Origin of the sequence: Halalkalibacter kiskunsagensis, assembly GCF_037027555.1 — a bacterium.
In the GTDB taxonomy this organism is placed as follows: Bacteria; Bacillota; Bacilli; order Bacillales; family Bacillaceae_D; genus Halalkalibacter; species Halalkalibacter kiskunsagensis.
Genome location: NZ_JAXBLX010000031.1, coordinates 1 through 22,506, shown reverse-complemented (window position 1 = coordinate 22,506; position 22,506 = coordinate 1). Strand labels below are relative to the sequence as shown.

General features: G+C 40.8%; 23 protein-coding genes. 20 read left to right on the top strand and 3 right to left on the bottom strand.

Annotated features, from left to right (window positions below; translation table 11 throughout):
• Nucleotides 1-3: 3 nt before the first annotated feature.
• A complete protein-coding gene (locus tag SLH51_RS16995) occupies nucleotides 4-969 on the bottom strand; it encodes an LCP family glycopolymer transferase (protein ID WP_335962602.1) in 966 nt (321 codons plus the stop codon).
• Nucleotides 970-1,540: 571 nt separating this feature from the next.
• On the opposite strand from SLH51_RS16995, the gene SLH51_RS16990 reads away from it, so the two are divergent.
• The 6 genes from SLH51_RS16990 to opp4C all read left to right on the top strand — a co-directional run bounded on the left by SLH51_RS16990 (nucleotide 1,541) and on the right by opp4C (nucleotide 7,903).
• On the top strand, nucleotides 1,541-1,993 hold the full coding sequence (locus tag SLH51_RS16990; RefSeq protein WP_335962601.1) for an Lrp/AsnC family transcriptional regulator: 453 nt from the start codon (nucleotides 1,541-1,543) through the stop codon (nucleotides 1,991-1,993).
• Between the two features lie 131 nt (nucleotides 1,994-2,124).
• A complete protein-coding gene (locus SLH51_RS16985) occupies nucleotides 2,125-3,111 on the top strand; it encodes an ABC transporter ATP-binding protein (RefSeq protein ID WP_335962600.1) in 987 nt (328 codons plus the stop codon).
• Nucleotides 3,108-4,136 carry an ABC transporter ATP-binding protein gene (locus SLH51_RS16980; RefSeq protein ID WP_335962599.1) on the top strand — a complete coding sequence of 343 codons (1,029 nt, stop codon included), beginning with the start codon at nucleotides 3,108-3,110 and terminating at the stop codon, nucleotides 4,134-4,136. The genes SLH51_RS16985 and SLH51_RS16980 overlap by 4 nt, the downstream gene beginning before the upstream one ends.
• Before the next feature lie 156 nt (nucleotides 4,137-4,292).
• Nucleotides 4,293-5,939 carry a peptide-binding protein gene (locus SLH51_RS16975; protein WP_335962598.1) on the top strand — a complete coding sequence of 549 codons (1,647 nt, stop codon included), beginning with the start codon at nucleotides 4,293-4,295 and terminating at the stop codon, nucleotides 5,937-5,939.
• Nucleotides 5,940-6,023: 84 nt separating this feature from the next.
• Nucleotides 6,024-6,971 (top strand): ABC transporter permease, encoded by a 948-nt coding sequence (locus tag SLH51_RS16970; RefSeq protein ID WP_335962597.1) that lies wholly within the window; start codon nucleotides 6,024-6,026, stop codon nucleotides 6,969-6,971.
• Nucleotides 6,972-6,985: 14 nt separating this feature from the next.
• Nucleotides 6,986-7,903 (top strand): oligopeptide ABC transporter permease, encoded by a 918-nt coding sequence (gene opp4C / locus SLH51_RS16965; protein WP_335962595.1) that lies wholly within the window; start codon nucleotides 6,986-6,988, stop codon nucleotides 7,901-7,903.
• Nucleotides 7,904-8,174: 271 nt separating this feature from the next.
• On the opposite strand, the gene SLH51_RS16960 is transcribed toward opp4C, so the two are convergent.
• Together SLH51_RS16960 and SLH51_RS16955 are read right to left on the bottom strand one after the other, a co-directional pair.
• Nucleotides 8,175-8,576: a secondary thiamine-phosphate synthase enzyme YjbQ gene (locus SLH51_RS16960; protein WP_335962594.1), complete on the bottom strand. Its 402-nt coding sequence runs from the start codon at nucleotides 8,574-8,576 to the stop codon at nucleotides 8,175-8,177.
• Nucleotides 8,577-8,744: 168 nt separating this feature from the next.
• On the bottom strand, nucleotides 8,745-9,380 hold the full coding sequence (locus SLH51_RS16955; RefSeq protein ID WP_335962593.1) for a YigZ family protein: 636 nt from the start codon (nucleotides 9,378-9,380) through the stop codon (nucleotides 8,745-8,747).
• A gap of 259 nt (nucleotides 9,381-9,639) precedes the next feature.
• Here SLH51_RS16955 and SLH51_RS16950 point away from each other — a divergent pair, with 259 nt between their 5' ends.
• The 14 genes from SLH51_RS16950 to SLH51_RS16885 all read left to right on the top strand — a co-directional run bounded on the left by SLH51_RS16950 (nucleotide 9,640) and on the right by SLH51_RS16885 (nucleotide 21,969).
• The gene (locus tag SLH51_RS16950; protein ID WP_335962592.1) at nucleotides 9,640-10,776 is read left to right on the top strand and encodes a sensor histidine kinase; all 1,137 of its coding nucleotides are present in this window, start codon (nucleotides 9,640-9,642) and stop codon (nucleotides 10,774-10,776) included.
• A 48-nt stretch (nucleotides 10,777-10,824) separates the two neighbouring features.
• Nucleotides 10,825-11,532, top strand: coding sequence for a response regulator transcription factor (locus tag SLH51_RS16945; protein ID WP_335962590.1), 708 nt, complete (start codon nucleotides 10,825-10,827; stop codon nucleotides 11,530-11,532).
• A 147-nt stretch (nucleotides 11,533-11,679) separates the two neighbouring features.
• A complete protein-coding gene (locus SLH51_RS16940) occupies nucleotides 11,680-12,531 on the top strand; it encodes a DegV family protein (RefSeq protein WP_335962589.1) in 852 nt (283 codons plus the stop codon).
• 131 nt (nucleotides 12,532-12,662) lie between these two features.
• Entirely contained in the window at nucleotides 12,663-14,027 is a 1,365-nt protein-coding gene (locus tag SLH51_RS16935) for an ATP-dependent helicase ComFA (RefSeq protein WP_335962588.1), read from the top strand.
• Nucleotides 14,024-14,728: a ComF family protein gene (locus SLH51_RS16930; RefSeq protein ID WP_335962586.1), complete on the top strand. Its 705-nt coding sequence runs from the start codon at nucleotides 14,024-14,026 to the stop codon at nucleotides 14,726-14,728. The genes SLH51_RS16935 and SLH51_RS16930 overlap by 4 nt, the downstream gene beginning before the upstream one ends.
• A 404-nt stretch (nucleotides 14,729-15,132) precedes the next feature.
• A complete protein-coding gene (locus tag SLH51_RS16925) occupies nucleotides 15,133-15,519 on the top strand; it encodes a hypothetical protein (protein WP_335962584.1) in 387 nt (128 codons plus the stop codon).
• Between the two features lie 256 nt (nucleotides 15,520-15,775).
• Complete coding sequence (sigY, locus tag SLH51_RS16920; RefSeq protein WP_335962583.1) at nucleotides 15,776-16,318, top strand: RNA polymerase sigma factor SigY; 543 nt, start codon at nucleotides 15,776-15,778, stop codon at nucleotides 16,316-16,318.
• Complete coding sequence (locus tag SLH51_RS16915) at nucleotides 16,308-16,631, top strand: YxlC family protein (RefSeq protein WP_335962581.1); 324 nt, start codon at nucleotides 16,308-16,310, stop codon at nucleotides 16,629-16,631. The genes sigY and SLH51_RS16915 overlap by 11 nt, the downstream gene beginning before the upstream one ends.
• The gene (locus SLH51_RS16910; protein WP_335962580.1) at nucleotides 16,628-16,861 is read left to right on the top strand and encodes a transcriptional regulator; all 234 of its coding nucleotides are present in this window, start codon (nucleotides 16,628-16,630) and stop codon (nucleotides 16,859-16,861) included. The genes SLH51_RS16915 and SLH51_RS16910 overlap by 4 nt, the downstream gene beginning before the upstream one ends.
• The gene (locus SLH51_RS16905) at nucleotides 16,839-17,039 is read left to right on the top strand and encodes a PLD nuclease N-terminal domain-containing protein (RefSeq protein ID WP_335962579.1); all 201 of its coding nucleotides are present in this window, start codon (nucleotides 16,839-16,841) and stop codon (nucleotides 17,037-17,039) included. The genes SLH51_RS16910 and SLH51_RS16905 overlap by 23 nt, the downstream gene beginning before the upstream one ends.
• 12 nt (nucleotides 17,040-17,051) lie before the next feature.
• On the top strand, nucleotides 17,052-17,945 hold the full coding sequence (locus SLH51_RS16900; protein ID WP_335962578.1) for an ABC transporter ATP-binding protein: 894 nt from the start codon (nucleotides 17,052-17,054) through the stop codon (nucleotides 17,943-17,945).
• A complete protein-coding gene (locus tag SLH51_RS16895; protein ID WP_335962576.1) occupies nucleotides 17,942-18,724 on the top strand; it encodes an ABC transporter permease in 783 nt (260 codons plus the stop codon). The genes SLH51_RS16900 and SLH51_RS16895 overlap by 4 nt, the downstream gene beginning before the upstream one ends.
• 732 nt (nucleotides 18,725-19,456) lie before the next feature.
• Nucleotides 19,457-21,190: a sensor histidine kinase gene (locus SLH51_RS16890; RefSeq protein ID WP_335962574.1), complete on the top strand. Its 1,734-nt coding sequence runs from the start codon at nucleotides 19,457-19,459 to the stop codon at nucleotides 21,188-21,190.
• A 2-nt stretch (nucleotides 21,191-21,192) separates the two neighbouring features.
• A complete protein-coding gene (locus SLH51_RS16885) occupies nucleotides 21,193-21,969 on the top strand; it encodes a response regulator transcription factor (protein ID WP_335962633.1) in 777 nt (258 codons plus the stop codon).
• Nucleotides 21,970-22,506: the final 537 nt, after the last annotated feature.

Sequence of the window (22,506 nt, the reverse complement as noted above, 5' to 3'; positions counted from 1 at the left end):
ACTTTATTGCTGTAAGCCAAGGTGAGTTTGGAATGTGTCTTTTAGTTCATTTACAGATTCATCTGTTAGATCGTAATAATAAACGCCATTAATTCGTGCGTCATTTCCTACAAGAGATAGTGATTCGACATCATTTAAAGCACTTGCATACGAGTGAAGAGCAATAATGTTTCCGAAGCTGAAATTTGTTGCCATGTGTTCTTCAACACTTTGCATAACGTCACCGTAACTAGTAATTGATGAAATAGAAGCACCTTTTGAAATAATCCCTTTAATGACTTCTTGTTGACGTTCTCCTCGTCCTAAATCACCACGAGGATCTTTTTTGCGCATTCGCGAAAAGGCAAGTGCTTCTTCGCCGTTTAATGTTTGCGTACCTTCATATAATGTAATGCTTTCTTTTGTATCATTACTGTCCATTTCAGTAAATGTAAATGGTACTTCGACTTCCACGCCACCAAGAGCATCAATAATTTCAATAAATGCAACGAAATTTAATGTAACATAATAATCGACTGGTATTTCAAATAAATTTTCAACTGTTTCTACTGTTAAGTCTAATCCACCGAAGGAGTGGGCGTGATTAATTTTATCTGGGTTTGCTCGTCCAGGTATATCAACTAAAGAATCTCTCGGAATATTGAGAAGTTTAATCGATCTGTCTTCTTTATTGAACGTAGCAAGCAGCATCGCATCGGTACGGCCTCGTAAATCGCCATCTCGATCATCCACTCCTAGAATTAAGACGGAAATATTATCTTTGCTAGGATCGACAGCGACTTCGCGTCTTTCTGATTTTTCCCCACGGTCAAGCTCTAACTGGGTATTCGCCGTCACATTTGATAATTGGTAGATAAAATAAGTTGCCACAGCACCAACACAGAGGAGAGTAGCAATACTAAAGAGCATAATAAATCGAACTACTTTTTTCTTTCTGCGTTTATGGCGCCTTGTTCGTTTCTGCGTCATCGCAATACCTCACTTTTTACTATTAAGTGTTTTCTTTTTTTTGATTGTATGAATTCTATGAATGAAAAATGAAGATTAGACATAATTCAACATATACCTCATAGTAACGAAAAACAGCAGATTAGTAAATAAGAAGATTACTGGAAATGATGGACAGACATAGTTGTTCTCAAAAACTATGAAACAATAACTTAAACGAACTTAGATGATTTTGCATAGATGCATATGTTATAGCAGGAAATTAAAGCTAATAGCAACCTGGATATTGGTAATTGATGTGTTTTAAGAAAATTCGTAAGAAAAGTTGCTTCTTACTGTAAATTTCGAAAAAAACGCGCTGATTCCTTTTGGGAAAGCATAAGAAATAGCAATGAAGTTTATAGGTGGTTAGAAATTCTCACATAAAAATCATTATTTTAAAAAGATTGAATATTGCATCAGGTAAATTTATCACATATAATAACGTTAGTCCAATTTACGAAATTTGCAGAAAAGTATGTGAAATTATTTATATTCGTAACATTAAACTGGTTTTCTAGCGAAATTCGTTTTAAAGAAGAGAGTGGTTAGAATGGGGAAATTAGATGTAATGGATATGGCGATTTTAGGTTTTTTGCAAGAAAATGGAAAACGTTCTTATACAGAGATTGCCAAGCTGCTTGATGTTAGTGAGGGAACGATCAGAACGAGAATCAATCGCATGTTAAAAGATGGAGTCTTTGAATTTATCATACATATGGACCCGAACAAAATTGGATTAGATGTTCAAGTAATTATCGGAATCTCAACAAAGCTTGGGAAACAGGAAGAAATTGCAAGAACCTTAAATCAATTTCAAGAAGTAAGATTCGTAGGCGCCTTTTCGGGACGTCACGACTTAATTTTACAAGCTTATTTTAAAAATAATGATGATCTTGTTCAGTTTGTTAACAAAGATCTTGCGAAGATGGATGGCATCATATCCGTAGATGTGAGCATTGAGTTAAAACAGTATAAAGATTCTTTCTCCTATATCGTCGAGTAATGAAAATATTCGAAATCTTGAAATAATAATTTGCTATTTTCGTATGCTTTGATAGGTCGGTTAATTATTGAAGCGCTTTCTTGCTAATTGGTAGCAAGGAAAAGTCTTCTAAGTAGAATGAGGTGAAGATCGTGACACAGCCATTGTTAGATGTACGTAATTTAAAGACTTATTTTTATAAAAAAGGAAAAGAGCTTCCTGTTGTAGATGATGTGTCGTTTCAAGTAAATGAAGGAGAAACGATTGCGATCGTAGGGGAGTCAGGTTCTGGTAAAAGCATGACGACTCTATCAATCATGCAACTTGTGCCTTCACCAGGTGGAAAAATAGTTGGGGGAGAAATTTTTTTTAATGGAGACGACTTGTTAAAGCATGGTCAAGATCGCATGTTTAAAGTACGTGGCAACGATATCGGGATGATTTTTCAGGAACCAATGACATCGTTAAACCCCGTCTTAACAATTGGTGATCAACTGATGGAAACTCTCATCTACCACAAGAAGCTCTCGAAAAAACAAGCATATGCGCGTGCGAAAGAGATGCTTGAACTAGTTGGTTTTTCTAGAATAGATGAAATATTAGCTGATTATCCGCACCGTTTGTCTGGTGGTATGCGTCAGCGTGTCATGATTGCAATGGCGATGAGTAATGATCCAAAGCTATTAATTGCTGATGAGCCGACAACAGCTCTTGACGTAACGGTACAAGCTCAAATTCTTGATTTAATGCGTGGCTTAAGTGATAAATTTAATTCTTCCATTATTTTAATTACACATGATTTAGGGGTTGTTGCTGAACTAGCAGACCGAGTTGTAGTTATGTATGCAGGACAAGTAGTAGAAGAAGCAGATATTGTTCCGTTATTCGATATGCCATTACATCCATACACAGTTGGATTAATGGAATCAGTTCCAAAATTAGATGTAGAACAAGATCGATTAACATCCATTGCCGGAAACGTCCCAACTCCTGATAATTTTCCAACAGGATGTCGTTTTGTCACACGTTGTCCGCTTGCATTTGATCGCTGTGCAAAAGAACAGCCTGAATTAGTCGAAGTGGAGCCGGGACGTAAAGTTAGATGTTTTTTGCATGAGGAAGGGAGAAACGAGGAATGAGTCTACAACTGATGGATCAAGAAACAAAGGTTGATAAGGATGTGTTACTTGAAATCAGAGGGTTGAGAAAGTACTTTCCAATCAAAAAAGGGTTCTTTCAACGTACGGTTGGGAATGTGAAAGCAGTAGATGGTATCACCTTTTCGATAAAAAAGGGGGAAACATTTGGACTAGTTGGCGAATCTGGCTGTGGAAAGTCTTCGGCTGGTCGCACCATTATGCGTTTATATGAGCCAACAGAAGGTGAGATCATCTTTGATGGCAAAGATATTTCAACCTTAAAAGAACGTGAATTGTTGCCTTACCGCCGCGATATTCAAATGGTTTTTCAAGATCCGTTTTCATCACTTAACCCTCGTAAAACAGTGGGAGCTATTTTAAGAGAACCATTGAGTGTGCACGGATTATACAAAGGGAAAGAGCGTCAAGAGTATATTGAAAAATTAATGGATAAAGTTGGATTAAATCCATCGTATGCTAATCGGTATCCGCACGAATTTTCAGGTGGACAGCGTCAGCGGATTGGAATTGCTCGTGCGCTTGCGTTAAATCCAAAATTAATTATAGGTGATGAACCTGTATCAGCGCTTGATGTGTCAGTTCAATCTCAAGTTTTAAACTTAATGAAAGATTTACAAGAGGAGTTTGGGTTAACGTATTTGTTTATTGCACATGACCTAGGGGTTGTGAAACATATTTCTGATCGCATTGGGGTTATGTATCTAGGGAATATGATGGAAGTGTCAAGTAAGAAAGATCTGTATGCGGAACCGCTTCATCCTTACTCACAAGCACTGTTATCGGCGGTTCCTAAATCACATCCTTCTGAGAAGAAGAGGGACCGTATTCTCTTGCAAGGTGATATTCCGAATCCATCAAACCCACCAACTGGTTGCGTGTTCCACACCCGTTGTCCGAAGGCGATGGACCATTGTAAAGTCGATATCCCTGAGTTTAGAGAAGTGCGTAAAGATCGTTATATCGCTTGTCATCTTTATAACGATGAAGTTGCTTCTAGTAAATAAAGAGTCTATAAGGGATGACCTAGATCTCTTGACTTGCCGAAGATTTTTAGAAGATTCTTTTATATTCTGTTAAGGAGGTGTTGCCTGGCGAGAGGAGTTTAAGAGGATCTACTTGTTTTCACAACCATTTAAAAACGAAAAGATTAAGGGGGAAAAATGATGGTAAACAAGAAGTTATTAATGCTACTAGGCATGGCAATGGCACTTATGATCGTGCTTGCAGCTTGTGGTGGCAATAATGAGCCAGCTGAAGAACCAACGGAAGCAACAGATGATGCAACAGAAGGCGGGGAAGCAGCTAGTCCTGCTGAAGGTGGTAGTGTAATTTTAGGTACTTCTGGAGAGCCTGTAACATTTAATGACCTATATTCTCAAGATACAGCTTCTTCAGATGTTATTGAATTGATTCATGCTAGTCTATTAGAATCTGATGAAGAACTTGAAATGATTCCAGGAATTGCTGATCTGCCTGAAATTTCTGAAGATGGTTTAGAGTATACTTATACACTTAAAGAGGGCGTTCTGTTCCATGATGGGGAAGAACTTACAGCAGAAGATGTTAAGTTTACATATGATATCTTCAAAAACGCTGATTACACAGGTCCGCGTGCTGGTGACTTTACTGAGCTTGAAAGTGTAGAAGTCGTAGACGAGTACACAGTTAAGTTCATTTTAAATGAAGTCGATGCAAGTTTCATCACGCGTTCTGGTTATGGAATTCTTCCGAAGCATATTCTTGAAGATGTTCCTGTAGCTGATCTTGAAGATCATATGGAATACAACCGTGAAAACCCAATTGGTGCGGGTCCATTTGAATTTGTTGAGTACCAAGATGGACAATACATCGAGTTGGTTGCATTTGATGATTACTATGAAGGTCGTCCGAACCTTGATAAAGTAACATTTCGTATCTTTGCGGACACAAATGCTGAGCTTTTAGCGTTTGAAACAGGTGAGATTGATTGGATGATCTTACCACCTAACGAAATTGCAACGGCTGAAACATATGACCATGGTCGAGTTTCTTCGGTTTTAGCTTTACGTTATGACTATATCGGTTGGAATAATGACCGTGCTCCATTTGATGATGAACGTGTTCGTCAAGCATTAACAATGGCTATTGACCGTCAATTAATCGTTGATGAAATTATGGACGGGCGCGGGGAAGTAGCACATGCTCCTGCATCTCCACTTAGCTGGGCGTTCCCAGATAATGTTCCTGAATTTGACTATGATCCAGAAGGTGCTCTTGAGTTACTAGCAGAAGCTGGTTGGGAGCCTGGTGCTGATGGCATCTTAGAAAAAGACGGAGAAAAATTCTCTTTTGAAATTCTTTCTAATGATGGTAACGTCATTCGTCGTGACATTGGTGTAATTGTACAACAAATGCTTGCTGAAATCGGTGTAGAAGCGAACCCTCGTCAAATGGAGTGGGGTGCGTTCTTAGATCAAATCAACCCACCTAACTATGACTTTGACGCTGTTGTTCTTGCATGGGCTCTTGCGCTAGATCCAGATCCTACAGCTATTTGGCATTCTCGTGAAATTGAAGCTGGTTTAAACAACATCTCATACCGTAATGACCGTGTCGATGAGTTAGCTGCTGGTAACAAGCAAATCGTTGACCAAGATGAGCGTGCGGCTGTCATTGGCGAGATCTATGAGATTCTTGCTGAAGAGCAACCTTACACATACCTATACTACCCAGAGCAACACATTTTACTTAACAACCGTGTTGAAGGCTTCACTCATCACCCACGTGTTAACATGTACAAAGTTAACGAGTGGTATGTAACAGAATAAGCCTTCAAGTAGTGGGGGGAAGGGGTGAATCCCTCCCCTTCCTACTCTACTAAATTATCTTGAGGGATTGTGAGGAATGTAATCATGATTAGTTACATCATTAAGAGGGTCATTATGATGATCCCGATTTTATTTGGAATATCCGTATTATCATTTGCGATTATGTACGCAGCGCCTGGTAAACCAGCTATTTTAAACTTAGATCCAGAAATTTCTCCTGAAGTGCGTGAAGCACAAATTGAGCGCTTAGGGTTAAATGATCCGATTCCGGTTCAATATGTTCGTTGGTTGGGCAATGTTGCTCAAGGTGATTTTGGTACATCTTATACGCGAAAAATGCCGGTTACTGACATGATTTTAGATCGTTTGCCGAACACCATCCTATTAATGGCATCATCACTCTTCTTAGCCGCTATTGTAGCGATTCCGTTCGGGGTTATCTCAGCAACAAGGCAGTATTCCATGACCGATTATGGGGTCACAGTTGGATCCTTCTTAGGACTGGCCACACCTAACTTTTGGCTCGGTATTATGCTCATTATGCTATTCTCTGTGCAATTAGGCTGGACTCCAGTTGGTGGTATTTCAACGATTGGAGCGGACTTTAGTTTAATAGACCGCCTAAAACACTTAATATTACCTGCGTTTGTATTAGCAACAGCCGATATGGCTGGTCTTACACGTTATACTCGTTCAAGTATGCTTGAAGTAATTAATCAGGATTACATTCGTACAGCTCGTGCAAAAGGTTTCCGTGAACGTCGCGTTGTGTACAAACATGGTCTTCGTAACGGTCTTATCCCTGTTATTACGATGTTTGGTTTAATGCTTCCAACGATGATTGGTGGTTCTGCGATTGTTGAGTCGGTCTTTAACTGGCCGGGAATTGGAAAGATGTTTATTGATGCAACATTCCAGCGTGATTATCCCGTGATTATGGCAATCACAATGTTTGGTGCAGTATTAACAGTAATTGGAAATTTGATTGCGGACATTTTATATGCAGTACTTGATCCGCGAATTGAGTATTAAGGAGGGACGATAGCATGGCTACACAACCACATATAGAAAATCAAGGGCTCGAAGTGAAAGATAACCAAATTCTTGGCGAACGTCGATCCCTCTTATCCATTATTGTTACAAAGTTTTTTCAAAATAAGTTAGCCGTTTTTGGCCTTGTGACGTTAGCCGTTATTACGATTGCTTGTTTATTAGCACCATATATCGCGCCGCATGATCCGGCCTATCAAAATTTGCGGAATCGTTTAGGTGAGCCAAGTGCAGAGCATTGGCTTGGTACAGATCATTTAGGTCGTGATTTATTTAGCCGTATGCTATACGGAGGACAGGTTTCATTGTATGTAGGTTTCGCATCGATGTTGGGTGCTGTAACGATTGGTGCTGTAATTGGGGCCGTTGCTGGTTACTTTGGCGGTTTAGTGGATGCATTCTTAATGCGTGCCGTTGACGTGATTCTTGCTTTTCCTAACATTTTCTTATTAATTACATTGGTTGCGATTCTAGAGCCAAGTATCAATATTCTCATCTTAGTATTTGCTTTACTAAGTTGGACAGGGACAGCTCGTGTTGTCCGCGGGGAATTTTTATCGCTGAAAAAGCGTGAGTTCGTACTTGCCTCACGAACGATCGGGATGTCAAACACACGGATTATATTCTCGCAAATTTTACCGAATGCTTTAGGTCCGGTAATCGTAGCAGCGACTCTTGCAGTTGGTTCCTTTATCCTGGCTGAATCTGCACTAAGCTTCTTTGGACTAGGAGTACAGCCACCTCACGCATCGTGGGGAAACATGTTAACCGATTCGCAAAGTGTAACGATTTTCCGTACCGCTTGGTGGTATCCGACATTCCCAGGTCTCCTCATATTGATCACAGTATTATGCTTCAACTTTATCGGGGATGGCCTGCGTGATGCGCTCGATCCACGAGTCATTGAGAAATAAGAGTTTATGAAGGAGTTGAAAGGGGCAGTGGCTGTCGTCGTTGTCTCTTTTATTTGAGGGTCAGTCCGAACGACTAGACAAACATTCGATTACATGTCCAGCTGGGTTTACCCACATTCCCGCTAGCCACGAATTGGCTTTAACGAATGCGAAGTTACCGAGTATGTCGCATAAGCAATTGAAAAGAGCGGTGAAGATCGTAATAGCGAGTATAAAGAAGTCAGGACCCGCTGCAGTTAGGTGATGAGACAGCGGGGGCTAACCCCATAACCTATGCTTCGACTATTTTGGCAATAACTTTTCTGTGTCTCGGTCCGTCAAACTCACAGAAATAAATGCCTTGCCATGTTCCAAGAACAAGTTGTCCACCTGAAATAATGACTGTTTGCGCATGACCAACCGTACTCGTTTTCATATGAGCGGCCGTGTTGCCTTCCATATGAAGATCTTTTGGATGGTCCCAAGGGTACACTTCATCGAAGCGCCTGAGCATGTCGGTTTTCACATCTGGGTCAGCGTTCTCATTAATGGTAATGCCGGCCGTTGTGTGGAGGGAGGAAACGACAACGAGTCCATCCTCGATTTGTTGCTCAGAAATCCAGTCCTCAATCTGTGCTGTGATCTCAATCATTTGATCTCTTGCTGTTGTTTTTAAATGAAACGTTTTTATCATATCAGTCATCCTTTCATGATTTAATAGGAGGATTTTTGTTCATTTTATCGTATTTAGGTAGGTAGCATGTAAATAGGAGTGATGTGATGATTGTAAAAAGCCGTGAACCATCAGAATCAGTAGTTAAAAGGTTCCTTAAAAACATTAATCAACCTCTCTCCCTATCTACTAAATCTCAACCTCTAAATACGTTTCCTCGCCTCGCTTAATCTCGGCTTGTCCATTCGTAATATTTGTTATCCATGCCTCAAACTCTTCTACTTTGTCAATCTCAACGTATGTTTGCACATCGACTTGTTCAAGATAGTCGGTTCCCTTCATTTGGTAAGGGGATTCGCGCAAGGCGTGCTCGACTTTCCCGAGCCAGTGATAGTCGATTTCGGTATGGATTACTTGGGTAAGCGTGCGCTTAACGATGCCGATTTCATTTAGGCCTTCGCTAACAGCTCCTCCATATGCACGGATTAATCCGCCTGCGCCAAGCTTGATGCCACCGAAGTAGCGGGTAATGACGACGACGGTGTCCTTTAATCCTCTTTTCTTTAATACTTCTAGCATTGGGACTCCGGCTGTTCCACTTGGTTCACCGTCATCGTTTGCTTTTTGAATTTCGTCGCGCTCACCGATTAAATAGGCGGAGCAATTATGGGTTGCGTTCCAATGCTGCTTTTTTATTCTATCGATAAACGCTTGTGCAGCTTCTTCTGTCTCGACTCTATCAAAGTGAGCGATAAATCTTGATTTTTGTATGGTGATTTCATGTTCTCCGGTATCTTTGACGGTTTGGTAGGTTGAAAGAGCCATGATGATTCTCCCTTCTTTTTTCATAGTTTTACAAATGTGAGAAATCTATATGTAATAATGCTATGGTACGATATATTTGTCGAAAAGAGCCTCAAATGAGGAAAAAAAGATTCTAGCTGATCCAGACTTCTAGAAAAAAGCTTGCTAGAAAAGATTTTTGCGTTATTCTCGTAGAAGATGATGTAAAATAAGAATAGCGAAATTTATTTTACATAGCAAATGGATCGCTTCATTTTTCCACTAGAGGCTGGTGATTGGTTTGAGAGATACCAAAATCTTTGACGAAATTATTGATCAGACAATGGGTACAGTTGGGCAAAGCCGTGAACAAATCTTTGAAATTGGAGAGCAGTCACGACAAGAGCTTCAAGCTTTGGAGAATGAACTCGTGGAAGTTCGTCTAAAAGTAGCGACAATTATTGAAAAAACAGATCGGACGCAAATGCACGCACGCTTTGCGCGTAATCGCTTAGTTGAAGTAAGCAAAGAGTTTGATAAATTCACAAATGACGAAGTACGAGTTGCTTATGAGCAAGCCAATGATTATCAAATTCAACTAGCTGTTTTCAAGCAAGAAGAGATTCAATTGCGAGATAAACGAGATCAGATTGAAAGACGCTTAGTGAACTTAAAAGACACGGTGATGCGTTCTGAACAACTGGCAGGGCAAATGTCAATTGTTCATAAATTTCTTTCAAGTGATATAAAAAAAGTAACGGATGTCATAGAAGATGCACGCGAAAAGCAAGCATTTGGATTGCAAATTATCGAGGCGCAAGAAGAAGAACGAAAAAAGCTATCAAGAGAAATACATGATGGACCTGCGCAAATGATGGCAAATGTCCTACTTCGCTCTGAGCTAATTGAACGAATTTATCAAGAAAAAGGAATTGAACAAGCATTAAATGAGTTCAAAGATTTGCGAAAAATGGTAAAATCATCACTTGTGGAAGTGAGAAGAATTATCTATGATTTGAGACCGATGGCGCTTGATGACCTCGGATTGATGCCGACTCTAGCAAAATATTTAAAGACGTTTGAAGAACGTACGCAGATATCAATAGTGTTTCGGCACGTTGGAAAAGAGACACGTCTCCCACAGCAGTTAGAAATTGCTTTATTTAGGCTTGTGCAAGAATCAGTACAAAATGCCTATAAGCATGCCGACCCTACCGAAATCCAAGTGAAAATTGAAATCAAGCCAACTAAGGTTATAATGTTAATTAAAGATGATGGAAAAGGGTTTGATCCATCTTTAAAAAAAGAAGGTTCATTTGGTTTAATCGGGATGAAAGAACGAGTCCATATGCTAAAGGGTGAAATCAACATTCAATCGAAACTAAATGTAGGTACACTAGTTATCATTGGGGTTCCGATAAACGCTAAGTCAAACTAGCAATCTTGTAAACAAATTTGAAAAAGTGTCAGCAAAGAGGTGAAAATGATGAGTGAAGATCAAAATAAGAAAATTAAAATTGTAATCATTGATGACCATCAGTTATTTCGTGAAGGTGTAAAACGCATTTTAGCGATGGAGCCAGAGTTTGAAATTGTTGCTGATGGACAAGATGGTTCTCAAGCGATCGAGCTTGTTAAGATTTACCGTCCAGATGTCATATTAATGGATATAAATATGCCGCAAATGAATGGGGTAGAAGCAACGAAGGAATTGGTTACCGCATTTCCGAAGGCAAAAGTATTGATTTTATCGATTCATGATGATGAATCATATGTTACTCATGTATTAAAAACAGGAGCATCTGGTTACTTGTTGAAAGAGATGGATGCATCTGCTTTAATCGAAGCGGTCAAAGTGGTCGCATCGGGCGGGGCGTATATTCATCCAAAAGTAACACATAATCTTATTAATGAATATCGTCGTCTTGCAACAGAAGATGAGCTTCATGAAGAGTCGATTGGGTTTAGAGAAGTTGAATATCGCAAACCGTTGCATATTTTAACTCGTCGTGAATGTGAAGTACTACAGTTGATGACAGACGGACAAAGCAACCGTGCGATCGGTGAATCATTGTTTATTAGTGAAAAAACGGTGAAAAACCATGTAAGTAACATTTTACAGAAAATGAGTGTAAATGACCGGACGCAAGCAGTTGTTGAAGCAATAAAAAAAGGATATGTCATCGTAAGATAAACAAAGAAGAGAGAGGTTGCTACATCGGCAATTCTCTCTTTTTTGTATGTGATTTTTGAGAGCGGCAACAATGGAGGGTTGAAAGCAAGTTTGTTTCCATGTAAAGTGATAGAAAGACTTTCCATATAAGAAAAGCGAGGATATATTATGAATAAAAGTGTTGCTGTTGTTACGGATAGTACGGCCTATTTACCCGAAAGCGTTCGAAAGGAATTGTCGATTGAGATGGTGCCACTCAATGTTGTGTTTGGAGAGGAATCTTTTCAAGAAGAAAAAGATCTTACGACAGAGGAATTTTATGAAAAAATGACGACAACAGAAGATCTTCCGAAAACATCACAGCCTGCAATTGGTGATTTTGTCACTCTTTATGAAGAACTTGCAAATAAAGGGTACAAGCAAGTTGTCAGCATTCATATATCTAGTAAGATTAGTGGCACGTATCAAGCTGCCATGGCGGCTGCTAATATGGTTCGGGGTATTGACGTATATGGATTTGACACAGAAATTAGTTCAGCTCCTCAAGGCTATTATACTGTTGAAGCTGCAAAAATGGCGAACGAATGTGCTGATGCAGTAGCCATTCTTGAAAAGCTCAAAGAGATGAAAAAAACGTCAAAAGCGTACATTATGGTCGATGATTTAAGTCATTTACACCGTGGAGGGCGCTTGAATACAGCACAGTTAGTCGTTGGAAGCTTGCTAAAAATTAAGCCGATCCTTATTTTTGAAGAGGGACGAATTGTTCCTTTTGAGAAAGTGCGCACGGAGAAAAAAGCATTGACGCGAATTCTCGGTTTGCTTGAAGCGGACGTTGAACAAGGTGGAACGTTTGACGCGACAGTTATTCATGCGAATCGTTTAGATGATGCTGAAAAATTAGCGGCTACCATTCAAGGACAATTTGAAGACGTCACAGTCGATATTAGTCATTTAGGTCCTGTTCTCGGAACGCATTTAGGCCCTGGAAGCCTAGCGATTTGTTGGAAAAAAAAGTAGACATCCTTTACACATCTTAGAGTATGACAACAACGCAACGTTGTCATGCTCTTTTTTTATTAGCGTCGTTTAGCTCAAGCAGAAGACCTGCATAAGGCAGGTGTACATTCCAAAGAAATGAGGTGCCCCGAATGAAATACTCTGCTCATATTCAAAACGTAGCGCAACATCTTCACGGAAAACGATTGCTCCATTCAGAAATCCCCTTACAAAATGAATTGATAAAACAAGCACTAAAGCATGGCTATCTAAAGGCTGAGCCTGGACTAGAAATGATTGGTAGGCGTTGGACGTGTCGGCGTTGCGGAAATGATGATCAAACGCTATTTAGCGAACATCATTGCGCCCGCTGTCAAACAACTTGCTCCTACTGTCGTCATTGTTTGCTTTTAGGGAAAGTCAGTAGTTGTCAGCAACTTTATCTTTGGATAGCCCCTCAGGTAACGGTTCCTTCTAGGCAAGAAACGCTACAGTGGAGGGGTGACCTTTCTCCTGGACAGAAAAAAGCGTCAGAAGCTGTCATTAAGGCAACGCACGAGCAACAAGAGTTACTCGTATGGGCGGTTTGTGGAGCGGGAAAAACTGAGGTGCTCTTTCACGGGTTAGAAGCGGCGTTCTCGCAAGGCAAGCGCGTCCTCATTGCTACTCCACGAACAGATGTCGTGAAAGAATTGTACCCGCGCTTCATGCAATCGTTCCCGAACATCCCAATTTCCGCTTTATATGGGGGAAGCAAAGACAAACAGCCGAACGCACAACTAGTGCTAGCGACAACTCATCAAACGATGCGTTTTTACAAAGCCTTTGATCTTGTCGTCATCGATGAAGTCGATGCCTTTCCATTTTCCTATGATAAAAGCCTGCAATACGCTGTACACCACGCCAAAAAAGAATGCGCCTCAACGATTTACTTAAGTGCGACTCCATCCTCAAGCCTCCTTACAACCCCAAATCTTACAGTCATGAAAATCTCGAGGCGCTTTCATGGGTTTCCGCTACCAGTTCCACGGTTTCAATGGTGTGGCAATTGGCAAAAAGCTTTACGAAAAATGAAACTCCCGCACGTACTTATGACGTGGATCAAAGCCCATCAACAAAAGAAAAAGCCGATTCTCCTCTTTGTCCCGTCAATTTCCACGTTGCATCTAGTGTCCTCTTTATTAACCGAAAAATCCTTCGTCCATGCATCTGTCCATGCCGATGATCCGAATCGTCATCAAGCCGTCCAAGCCTTTCGAGATCAAAACATACCGTTGCTAGTGACGACAACGATCTTAGAGCGAGGAGTAACGTTTGCCGATGTTCAAGTAGCAGTACTAGGTGCAGAGCAGGATATTTTTACAGAAGCGGCACTTGTGCAAATTGCTGGACGAGTTGGACGAAAAGTGGAGGCGCCCGCTGGAGATATTGTCTTTTGCCATTATGGCATTTCACAAGCGATGAGAGCAGCGCGAAAACATATTGAAGCAATGAATAGTGAAGGAGGGATTAAATGAGGTGTTTAGCCTGTCATACGACATTTTATGAGCAGCCGATTTGGCGAAAACTGCTAATGCTCGAATCAACTACTAAGCTTTGTCCGCCGTGTGAGTCAAAACTGACGCCGATTCACGGCAATCGTTGCTCGAGCTGTTCACGATCGCTCGATTCCTTAACGCCTGCATTTAAAAAAGGAAATCAATGTTCAGACTGTTTGCGTTGGGCTCGGCGAAGTGATATCGTCCATGTGCTTGAACGGAATGTTTCGCTTTATGAGTACAACGCCTTTTTAAAGGAATGGTTTGCGACATTTAAATTCCGTGGGGACGCAGTCATTGCTTTCTTTTTTGCTGAAAAGTTAGCTGAAGTGTATGAAAGAGAATTCTGCGGATATCTTCCGGTTGCACTCCCGCTAAGTCAAGAACGGCTAATTGCGAGAGGATTTAACCAATCCCGATTACTCATGCAAGGCTGGGCGGACGATCCGGCCATTCTCTTTCGAACGTCAGGAGAAAAGCAAAGCAAGAAAAATCGCAAACAACGAATAAAGCAGCTTCACCAAAATCCATTTTCGATTCGAAAGGATGCAGACGTCAGCCAGAAGAACATTGTGCTTATTGATGATATTTATACAACTGGAACGTCCGTCAGGTTAGCCGCATCGGTACTAAAAGAAAACGGAGCAAAGAAGGTTGCTTCCTTGACCGTTGCTAGATAAGGAGCCCACTGCTTTGTACTAAAGAACAAGAAGATAACTATGATACCGCTTCTAAATAAAACGAGGTGACAACGATGAATTGAAGGGGTTTGGAAAAAGAGGAAAGTGAACCGAGGTTGAAGGAGAATCGAAGCAACTGAAAAAGTCCATCGAGGAAGCGGCAATGGCTCCGCACGATGCGCGCCTGCTATGAGAAACCACACTCATAGTGGGCTTTAAGGTGTAAGACAAGACACTTCTCACATCAATGGTAATGGCTACGCTCATTGCTAAAAGGGCACATCAAAGGTAAGTAGCAACCTTTGATGTGCCCTTGGAGAATCTACCTTCTTTCTTTTTCGCTTGCTTACCTTTACTTTCTCTCCTATTCGACATAAAATGATCAAAAGGAGGTGTGCAATTCAATGGAAAATGAAATTCTAACTCTACTAAAGAATATGAACGAAAAAATGGACAAGCAGTTTGAACAAATTGAGGGACGCTTTGATAAGTTGGAAGCCAGGTTAGATAAAATTGAATTAAGATTAGATAATGTGGAATCAAGACTAGACAAAGTTGAATTAAGGCTAGATAAAGTTGAATCTCGATTAGATCAGCATGAAAGACTATTGCAAACTCTAATTACAATGACCGCAAAAAACACGGAAGACCTCACTTCCCTTCGAACAGAAACGAATCAACGCTTTGACAAACTTGAACTCGCCTTTTATAAAATGAACTCAGACATTGACCTCCTATTCCAAGAAACCCAGACAAACAAACGTGATATCGCTCAATTGAAGCATCAATAAGAAGAAACTCCCCGCAACGTGATCAACGTTTGAGTGGGGAATTTTTTTGTTTTAAGTTGTTTATTTCGTTAGGACACAAAGAAATGGATCAATTGACTTCTGAGATTATCCGTATCAGAATACAACTGAATTTAATACGCAGAAAATCCTTAATGGCGGTATGAAATAAACGTTTGATTAAAAAATTTAAGTTTTTTTGAACGATTCGATTGTGCCAGACGTCATATAGTTGATCGCCAATAGAGAGGGGCTTGTTATGGAACAAGAGGAGGACGTAAGTTTAATTCAAAAGGCACGATCAGGCAATGAAGATGCGTTCGCTCACCTTTTTCAACGCTATTATCCCTTTTTATATAAATACCTCTTAAAGCTGACGTTAGATGAAGACGTAAGTGGAGATCTTGCTCAGGAGACAATGCTGAAATGTTATACCCATCTTGCATCGTTTAAAGGAGATGGAAAGTTTTCAACGTGGATGATTTCGATCGCATCAAGACTGTATATAGATCATTTAAGAAAACAGAAGCGTGAGCGAAGATGGCTCGAACAAGTGAAGCTCACTCTTTCTCGCCAGTTATCTTGGCAAGCAGATACGAAAGGAATGAGTTGGAGCGATGTGTTCGCTGATTTTAATCAGTTAGAGGCAGATGTCAGAGTGCCGGTGCTGCTGCGTCATTATTATGGATATACGTACGATGAAATTGGCAGGATGCTTGAGATTCGTTCCGGAACAGTGAAATCGCGTGTACACAATGGGTTAAAAGAAATACGGAAGGAGTGGAAAGATCGTGAATCATGAGGATCAAGAAAGGGTAATTCAAAAGCTACAACAAGATTGGGAACAACTAGATGAGCTTGGAGATCGTACTCCTTCTCTTATTGAAATCAAAGATCAAATCATCCTTTTTGAAGCGAAAAAGAAGAAAGCTTTTTATAAGGAGCTTGGCTTATTTTTGCTGACAGCAGTATTGATTTTAAGTGTATTTGTGACGAGTGTGTTTCAAGCTCCTTACATGTTTATCGTCATCCAAGTTTGTGCAATTGTGGTGGCTCCGCTCGTTTGTTATGTGCTTGCTAAGCGTGAGAAGAAGGAAGGGAATGAGGTAGCATGACCGACTTTGAGCTGTACGTGATCTTGCCACTTGTTGTTGTTCTATTGCTTGTACAAAGCACATTGTTGTTTGTCGATGCGAAGAAAAAAGGGAGTTACGCTTGGTTTTGGGGGATTTGGGGGCTAATTCAGTTTCCATTGCCGACTTTGTTTTATTTGTTTTTTGTAGTTCGTCCCTATAGGAATAAGCTAAAGAGGAGAGATGAGCATGGAGATACTTCAAGAGATTAACTGGGGATTAATTGCACCAATTGTAGTGCTACAAGCTATTTTGACGATTGCGGCGTTGGTCAGTTTGTTTAAGCAAGAGGAAACGAACGGACCGAAATGGGTGTGGTTACTAATTATTTTGTTTGTGAATTTGCTCGGGGCGATCTTGTACTTTGTCTTTGGGCGGAAAAACGAGTAAGGGGGAAGAGAGATGCTTGTACAAATAAAAGACTTATCAAAACAATACAAGGAACAAAAGGGGGTTACTCGTGTATCGTTTACGATTGAGCGGGGAAAATGCATCGCATTGCTTGGACCAAATGGGGCAGGCAAGACAACGACGTTACTAATGCTAGCGGGCTTGCTTACACCTAGTTCTGGTTCCATTGTATTCACTGGCTATGAAAACAAGGATTACCGGAAATTGATCGGCTTTTTGCCGCAGCATCCGTCTTTTTTTAATTGGATGACGGCAAAAGAATTTTTGTTTTTTGCTGGGAAGTTATCGGAAGTACCGAAACAACGCTTAGCAAAGCGAGTAGAAGAAACGTTAGCGTTCGTCAGTTTAGAAGATGCAAAGAATAAAAAAATTGGCGGATTCTCCGGCGGAATGAAGCAAAGATTAGGTCTTGCGCAGGCGCTTTTGCATGAGCCAGAGCTGCTTATTTTGGATGAACCTGTTTCAGCATTAGATCCAGCAGGAAGGCGGGATGTGTTGCAGCTCATTGAAAAATTAAAAACAGATATGACGATTCTTTTCTCCACTCATATTTTGCATGATGCTGAACAAGTGTGTGATGAAATTTTGATGGTAAAAGGTGGACATCTAAGATGGAATGGGACGCTAGAGGCGTTGAGAAAAGAGTTTACGTCCTTAGCGATTAAGCTTCGCACGGAACAGGCAATTAAACAAACGCTTGATCAAATCGATTTTATCGAATCAATTGACTATCTTGATCAAACGAGTGCCGTCGTGTATTTGAAAGATTTGTCTCAATCAAATGAGCTGCTTGCAACACTCATAAGCAAAGACGTCACAGTTGTTCATTATGAGATGATGCAAGATTCACTAGAAGACGCATATATGAAGGTGATGGAACAATGAATCAATTTATCGTCTTACTTCAAAAGGAAATGACTGAAAGCATTCGCAATGGCAAGTGGATTTGGTTGCCAATCGTTCTAATCATCATTGGCATTTCCCAGCCGCTTACGAGTTATTATATGCCGCAAATTCTTGAAATGGCCGGCAACATTCCAGATGGAGCAACGATTGATATTCCGACGCCATCGGGAGAGGAAGTGTTAATGGGGACACTGTCTCAATTCGGAATGATTGGGACCCTTCTCTTTGTGCTCGCTGTTATGAGCGTCATTGCACAAGAGCGACAAAATGGATCGCTCACTCTTGTCATGGTAAGGCCGATCAGCGCCCTACAATATATCGGGAGTAAGTATGTGGCTCAGTTGGTTCTTTTGCTTGTCGCCTTTTTCTTAAGCTATGGCTTCACATGGTATTATACGAATTTGCTTTTTTCGGATGTGGCATGGACTGTTATAATCAGCAGTTTCATTGTCTATAGCCTTTGGATTGTGTTTGTTGTAGCCGTGACGATTTTTACAGGGACCGTCGTGAAAAATAATGGAGGCATTGCCGGAGCAAGCATCCTCTTTTTAGGAGCGATTAGTCTTTTGACATCGTTGCTACCAAGATTTATGGAATGGAGTCCTGGGAATCTTCGCGCTGCGGCCTCGATGGTTTTATTAGAAGGAGTTTGGAGCAAGGACGTTTGGATGGTTGTGTCGTGTACTGTTGCTTTGTCAGTGTTGTTTTTTGCGTTGGCGGTGTGGAGGTTTAAGCGGTTTGAGAGTTATAACGGGTAGAGCGGGAGAGCTGACTTTCTACTGATGCGATGACCTGCTCCTTCTAGTGAACATCAACTTTTGGTACTTGAGCTTGGAGGTAATTTGCTAACTTTTTAAAAGATCAACCTTGTGACGTCTATATTGCTCCTTGTGACGTACGGCTAGGTGAAAGTACTGATGAATCAGATGAAGAGATTAAGACAGTCGTTCAACCTGATGTCAGTGTTGTTTGTGATCTGCAGAAGCTTGGTTATCGAGGTCCTCTCGCCTGCGACTGCAGCCCATCTATATCCGAAAGCATCAGTTATATGAACACACCATGGCGTAAAAGAGTACTGGCTCGTTCATCCAATCGATCAGATCGTAACAGTATTTATTTTAGGGGACGGCGGACTTGGAAAGCCTACGTACTATGATAAAGAACGAATCATTGAAGGAGCGACAGCAGCTGGATTTTTGCTAAAAGCAGGCTCACTGTTTGAGTGAGGTACCTGGTACGCCCCGAATTAGTTTGATACTGATTATAATAAGGCAGAGACTGGTTCTCTGTCTTTTTGGTATGAAGAAGCGTTGTTTTCCAAGTACATATTCCTTGACTCTTCATATGGAAACCGTTTCAATAATGCTATAATCATGTGCGAGAACTTTTTATTATGTGTGACCGAAACGACCTTCTTGAAGAGTGTGTTCAAAGGTTGTTGAAAAAGAAAAAACGTCTTTTTTAACAGCCTCTAGAAAGGATTGCTACCAATGAAACAAAAGTTACGAAAGTGGAGCACATTACGGAATCAAATATTACTTGTTTTTGTTATTGTTATGGCCATTGTTCTATTCGTAGTTGGGGGGATGACCTATAATGCCGTTTCAACTTTGCTCAAAAACAATGCGGAAAGGCAAATTCAGCAAACAGCCGTTCAAGCGAGTGGTAGAATGGACGAGCTTTATCAGCATATTGATCGCTTAACGAATCAAGTCGCAACGGACCCTTCTGTGCAGCAATTATTACTAGAAGAAGAACTCGGGCAACCGGCAACGTTTAATCAGAGACAAGCTCTTATGAATATAGTGAATAACTATCAAGCCTATTCAAATGGCATTGATTTATTTGAATTGTATTTACATGATGGACAAAGGGTCTTTCCATTAAATGAAGCTAATTTAATTGGCAGGATTGAAGAAGAGTCGATTAGGCAAGCGGAAGAGGCAAAAGGAAGACTCGTATGGATTGGAAGAGACCGTCTGAATCCTAATATCTTCTTAGCTTTACGGCAAGTGAATTTAATCGATCGTTGGTTTTCACCAGGTGGGTATTTAGTCGTTCAAATCAGGTCCGATTATTTTCAGTTTCAAGAGTCGGATGAAGTAGAAGACTTTATGATTTTAGTCGATGAGCATGATAAGATGATCGCTTCTACCTATCAAGGGGATATTGAACGAATGGTCACCCACGATCAGGAAAGTGTCATGATCGATGAGACGGAATACATGTTAGTAAAAGAGGATTCTCGGTTAACCGGCTGGCAAACATTCATCTTAATGCCGATTGCTGCGGTTACTGAAGATGTGGTCTTTCTGCAAACCACCTTGATGTACTCTGCTGGTATTGGATTTTTGATCTTCCTGTTTTTTTCTTATGGATTGTCCAACTTAGTAACGAGGCCGATTCAAAAGCTAACAAAGATCATGCATTATGGAAAGTTAGGTGCGTTAAAACCAAATCCTGAAACCTATTCGACCGTTGAATTAAATGAATTAAACGAGACGTATAATGATATGGTGACAACGATGAATCATTTAATTGAAGTCGTCTATGAAAAGGAACTTATTCGGAGCCAATCAGAGTTAAAGGCGTTGCAAGCTCAAATTAATCCACACTTTCTATTTAATACATTAGAAGCGCTCTATTGGTCCCTTGATGAGAAAGGGGAAGATGAGCTAGCTGAATACGTGATTGCAATGTCCGAGCTGTTTCGATATACGATCAGCCATCCAATGGATGATGGCTGGGTTTATTTAAAAGAGGAAGTTGATCATATTGAACGATATATGCACATTATGAAAATACGGTTTGGTGACAGGTTAACATGGAAAATTAATGTGCCGATTGAATATGAAGCAGTGAAAATTCCCAAATTATTAATTCAGCCACTCGTGGAAAATGCAATTTTACATGGAGTTGGAAATAAAAATGGACAAGGGGAAGTATCTGTTCGTGTCGGGCAGTCTGAGAACCCAGAAACCCTTTTGGTAGAAGTTGTCGACGATGGACCGGGAATGGACAAGACATCTATTGAGACTGTCATGAAGTTAATTAAAAATGACAGAATACCATCGGTAAAAGGCAATGGGATCGCGATGGTCAATGTAAATAAAAGGCTGGAGTTATTTTATAACGGGGAAACGGTCAAGGGAATTACGATTGAAAGCGAAGTAGGGAAAGGGACCCGAGTCTTTTTTGAAATACCGAGTGAGGGAGGGAGTTAATGATGCGGGCGAAAACGATCTTAGTAGTTGATGATGAGCCACGAACGAGACAAGGCTTAAAGAAAACGTTAGACAATTGGGCAGACGGTCGATTTGAGATCATCACCGCAGCTAGTGGAGAAGAAGCATTAGCAGTCATAAGAGATGCAAAAATTCAATTGCTTATTACAGACATTCGGATGCCGGAGATGACAGGATTACAGTTATTGAAACTCATTGAAAACGAAGGGCATAAACCAGTCGCAATTGTGATCTCAGCTTATTCAGAATTTGACTATGCGCAAGAAGCGATTCGGTTTGGTGTATTAAACTATCTGCTAAAACCGGTTATGAAATCTAAGCTAATTGAAGCAGTTGAACAAGCTTTACAAGTCGGAGAAAGTCGTGAACATGAAGGAATTATTAAGAAAGTCGTCGATGAGCGGCTAATTGATTTGGAGAAACGGAGCCTTCAAACAGAATCGCCAATTAAAAAAGCGATGGACTATGTGAATGAGAATGCGAAAGAAAAGCTAAGTATGCGTGAGGTAGCAGAGTATGTTCATTTGAATCCAAGTTATTTTAGTGTGCTATTTAAGGATCAAACGAATATGACATTTAGCGAGTACGTAACACGGCGTAAGCTGCAAAATGCAAAAAATCTTTTACTTTCAACGAAATTGCCGATAGCTGATGTTGCGGAGGAAGTTGGCTATCAAACGTCAAAGTACTTTATTAAAATTTTTAAGGAGTATGAAGGCAAAACACCGAGTCAGTATCGGAAAGAGTTGTCAGAATGAAAAGCCCGCACTTTCCCCTTTTAGGAGTGAGTGCGTTTTTTTTTGTGGGTTGAGAGGAACAGGTAGGCGGGAGGCAAATAGAACAAGCTGTTGCCTCCTTGCGTTATTCCGGGAGAGAGAGGTGAAGTTTGGGAGGTAAGATAAACTAAGCCTCGCCCGCCGGATTGTCAGGCTTCAGTCGTGATTGAGGGGGTGAGTTGGATTGTGATGTGTTATTATGGGTCGGTTTGATAAGGTCTAAAAGGCATGGAGAGCTAGCGCCCTCCATAACGGAAGGAAGAAGGAGGGCAAAGAATTCTTCCTTCCGTTATTCCGGGTGGGAGAGGATGTAGTTAGGGAGGTAAGATAAACTAAGCCCCCCGCTGGATTGTCAAACTTCGGTCGAGTGTGAGGGGGGACAGGTGATTGTTTTTTTACTTGTTTATTTGGCGGGGCAAGGTAAACAAGGAGTGGCCTCCTTGCGCCCTCCATAACGGAAGGAAGAAGGAGGGCAAAGAATTCTTCCTTCCGTTATTCCGGGTGGGAGAGGATGTAGTT

Excerpts from the sequence above, each read along its gene's own strand:
- SLH51_RS16995 (WP_335962602.1), bottom strand. The coding sequence starts at position 969 with ATGACGCAGAAACGAACAAGGCGCCATAAACGCAGAAAGAAAAAAGTA.
- SLH51_RS16990 (WP_335962601.1), top strand. The coding sequence starts at position 1,541 with ATGGGGAAATTAGATGTAATGGATATGGCGATTTTAGGTTTTTTGCAA.
- SLH51_RS16980 (WP_335962599.1), top strand. The coding sequence starts at position 3,108 with ATGAGTCTACAACTGATGGATCAAGAAACAAAGGTTGATAAGGATGTG.
- SLH51_RS16975 (WP_335962598.1), top strand. The coding sequence starts at position 4,293 with ATGATGGTAAACAAGAAGTTATTAATGCTACTAGGCATGGCAATGGCA.
- SLH51_RS16970 (WP_335962597.1), top strand. The coding sequence starts at position 6,024 with ATGATTAGTTACATCATTAAGAGGGTCATTATGATGATCCCGATTTTA.
- opp4C (WP_335962595.1), top strand. The coding sequence starts at position 6,986 with ATGGCTACACAACCACATATAGAAAATCAAGGGCTCGAAGTGAAAGAT.
- SLH51_RS16960 (WP_335962594.1), bottom strand. The coding sequence starts at position 8,576 with ATGATAAAAACGTTTCATTTAAAAACAACAGCAAGAGATCAAATGATT.
- SLH51_RS16955 (WP_335962593.1), bottom strand. The coding sequence starts at position 9,380 with ATGGCTCTTTCAACCTACCAAACCGTCAAAGATACCGGAGAACATGAA.
- SLH51_RS16945 (WP_335962590.1), top strand. The coding sequence starts at position 10,825 with ATGAGTGAAGATCAAAATAAGAAAATTAAAATTGTAATCATTGATGAC.
- SLH51_RS16940 (WP_335962589.1), top strand. The coding sequence starts at position 11,680 with ATGAATAAAAGTGTTGCTGTTGTTACGGATAGTACGGCCTATTTACCC.
- SLH51_RS16935 (WP_335962588.1), top strand. The coding sequence starts at position 12,663 with ATGAAATACTCTGCTCATATTCAAAACGTAGCGCAACATCTTCACGGA.
- SLH51_RS16930 (WP_335962586.1), top strand. The coding sequence starts at position 14,024 with ATGAGGTGTTTAGCCTGTCATACGACATTTTATGAGCAGCCGATTTGG.
- SLH51_RS16925 (WP_335962584.1), top strand. The coding sequence starts at position 15,133 with ATGGAAAATGAAATTCTAACTCTACTAAAGAATATGAACGAAAAAATG.
- sigY (WP_335962583.1), top strand. The coding sequence starts at position 15,776 with ATGGAACAAGAGGAGGACGTAAGTTTAATTCAAAAGGCACGATCAGGC.
- SLH51_RS16910 (WP_335962580.1), top strand. The coding sequence starts at position 16,628 with ATGACCGACTTTGAGCTGTACGTGATCTTGCCACTTGTTGTTGTTCTA.
- SLH51_RS16905 (WP_335962579.1), top strand. The coding sequence starts at position 16,839 with ATGGAGATACTTCAAGAGATTAACTGGGGATTAATTGCACCAATTGTA.
- SLH51_RS16900 (WP_335962578.1), top strand. The coding sequence starts at position 17,052 with ATGCTTGTACAAATAAAAGACTTATCAAAACAATACAAGGAACAAAAG.
- SLH51_RS16895 (WP_335962576.1), top strand. The coding sequence starts at position 17,942 with ATGAATCAATTTATCGTCTTACTTCAAAAGGAAATGACTGAAAGCATT.
- SLH51_RS16890 (WP_335962574.1), top strand. The coding sequence starts at position 19,457 with ATGAAACAAAAGTTACGAAAGTGGAGCACATTACGGAATCAAATATTA.
- SLH51_RS16885 (WP_335962633.1), top strand. The coding sequence starts at position 21,193 with ATGCGGGCGAAAACGATCTTAGTAGTTGATGATGAGCCACGAACGAGA.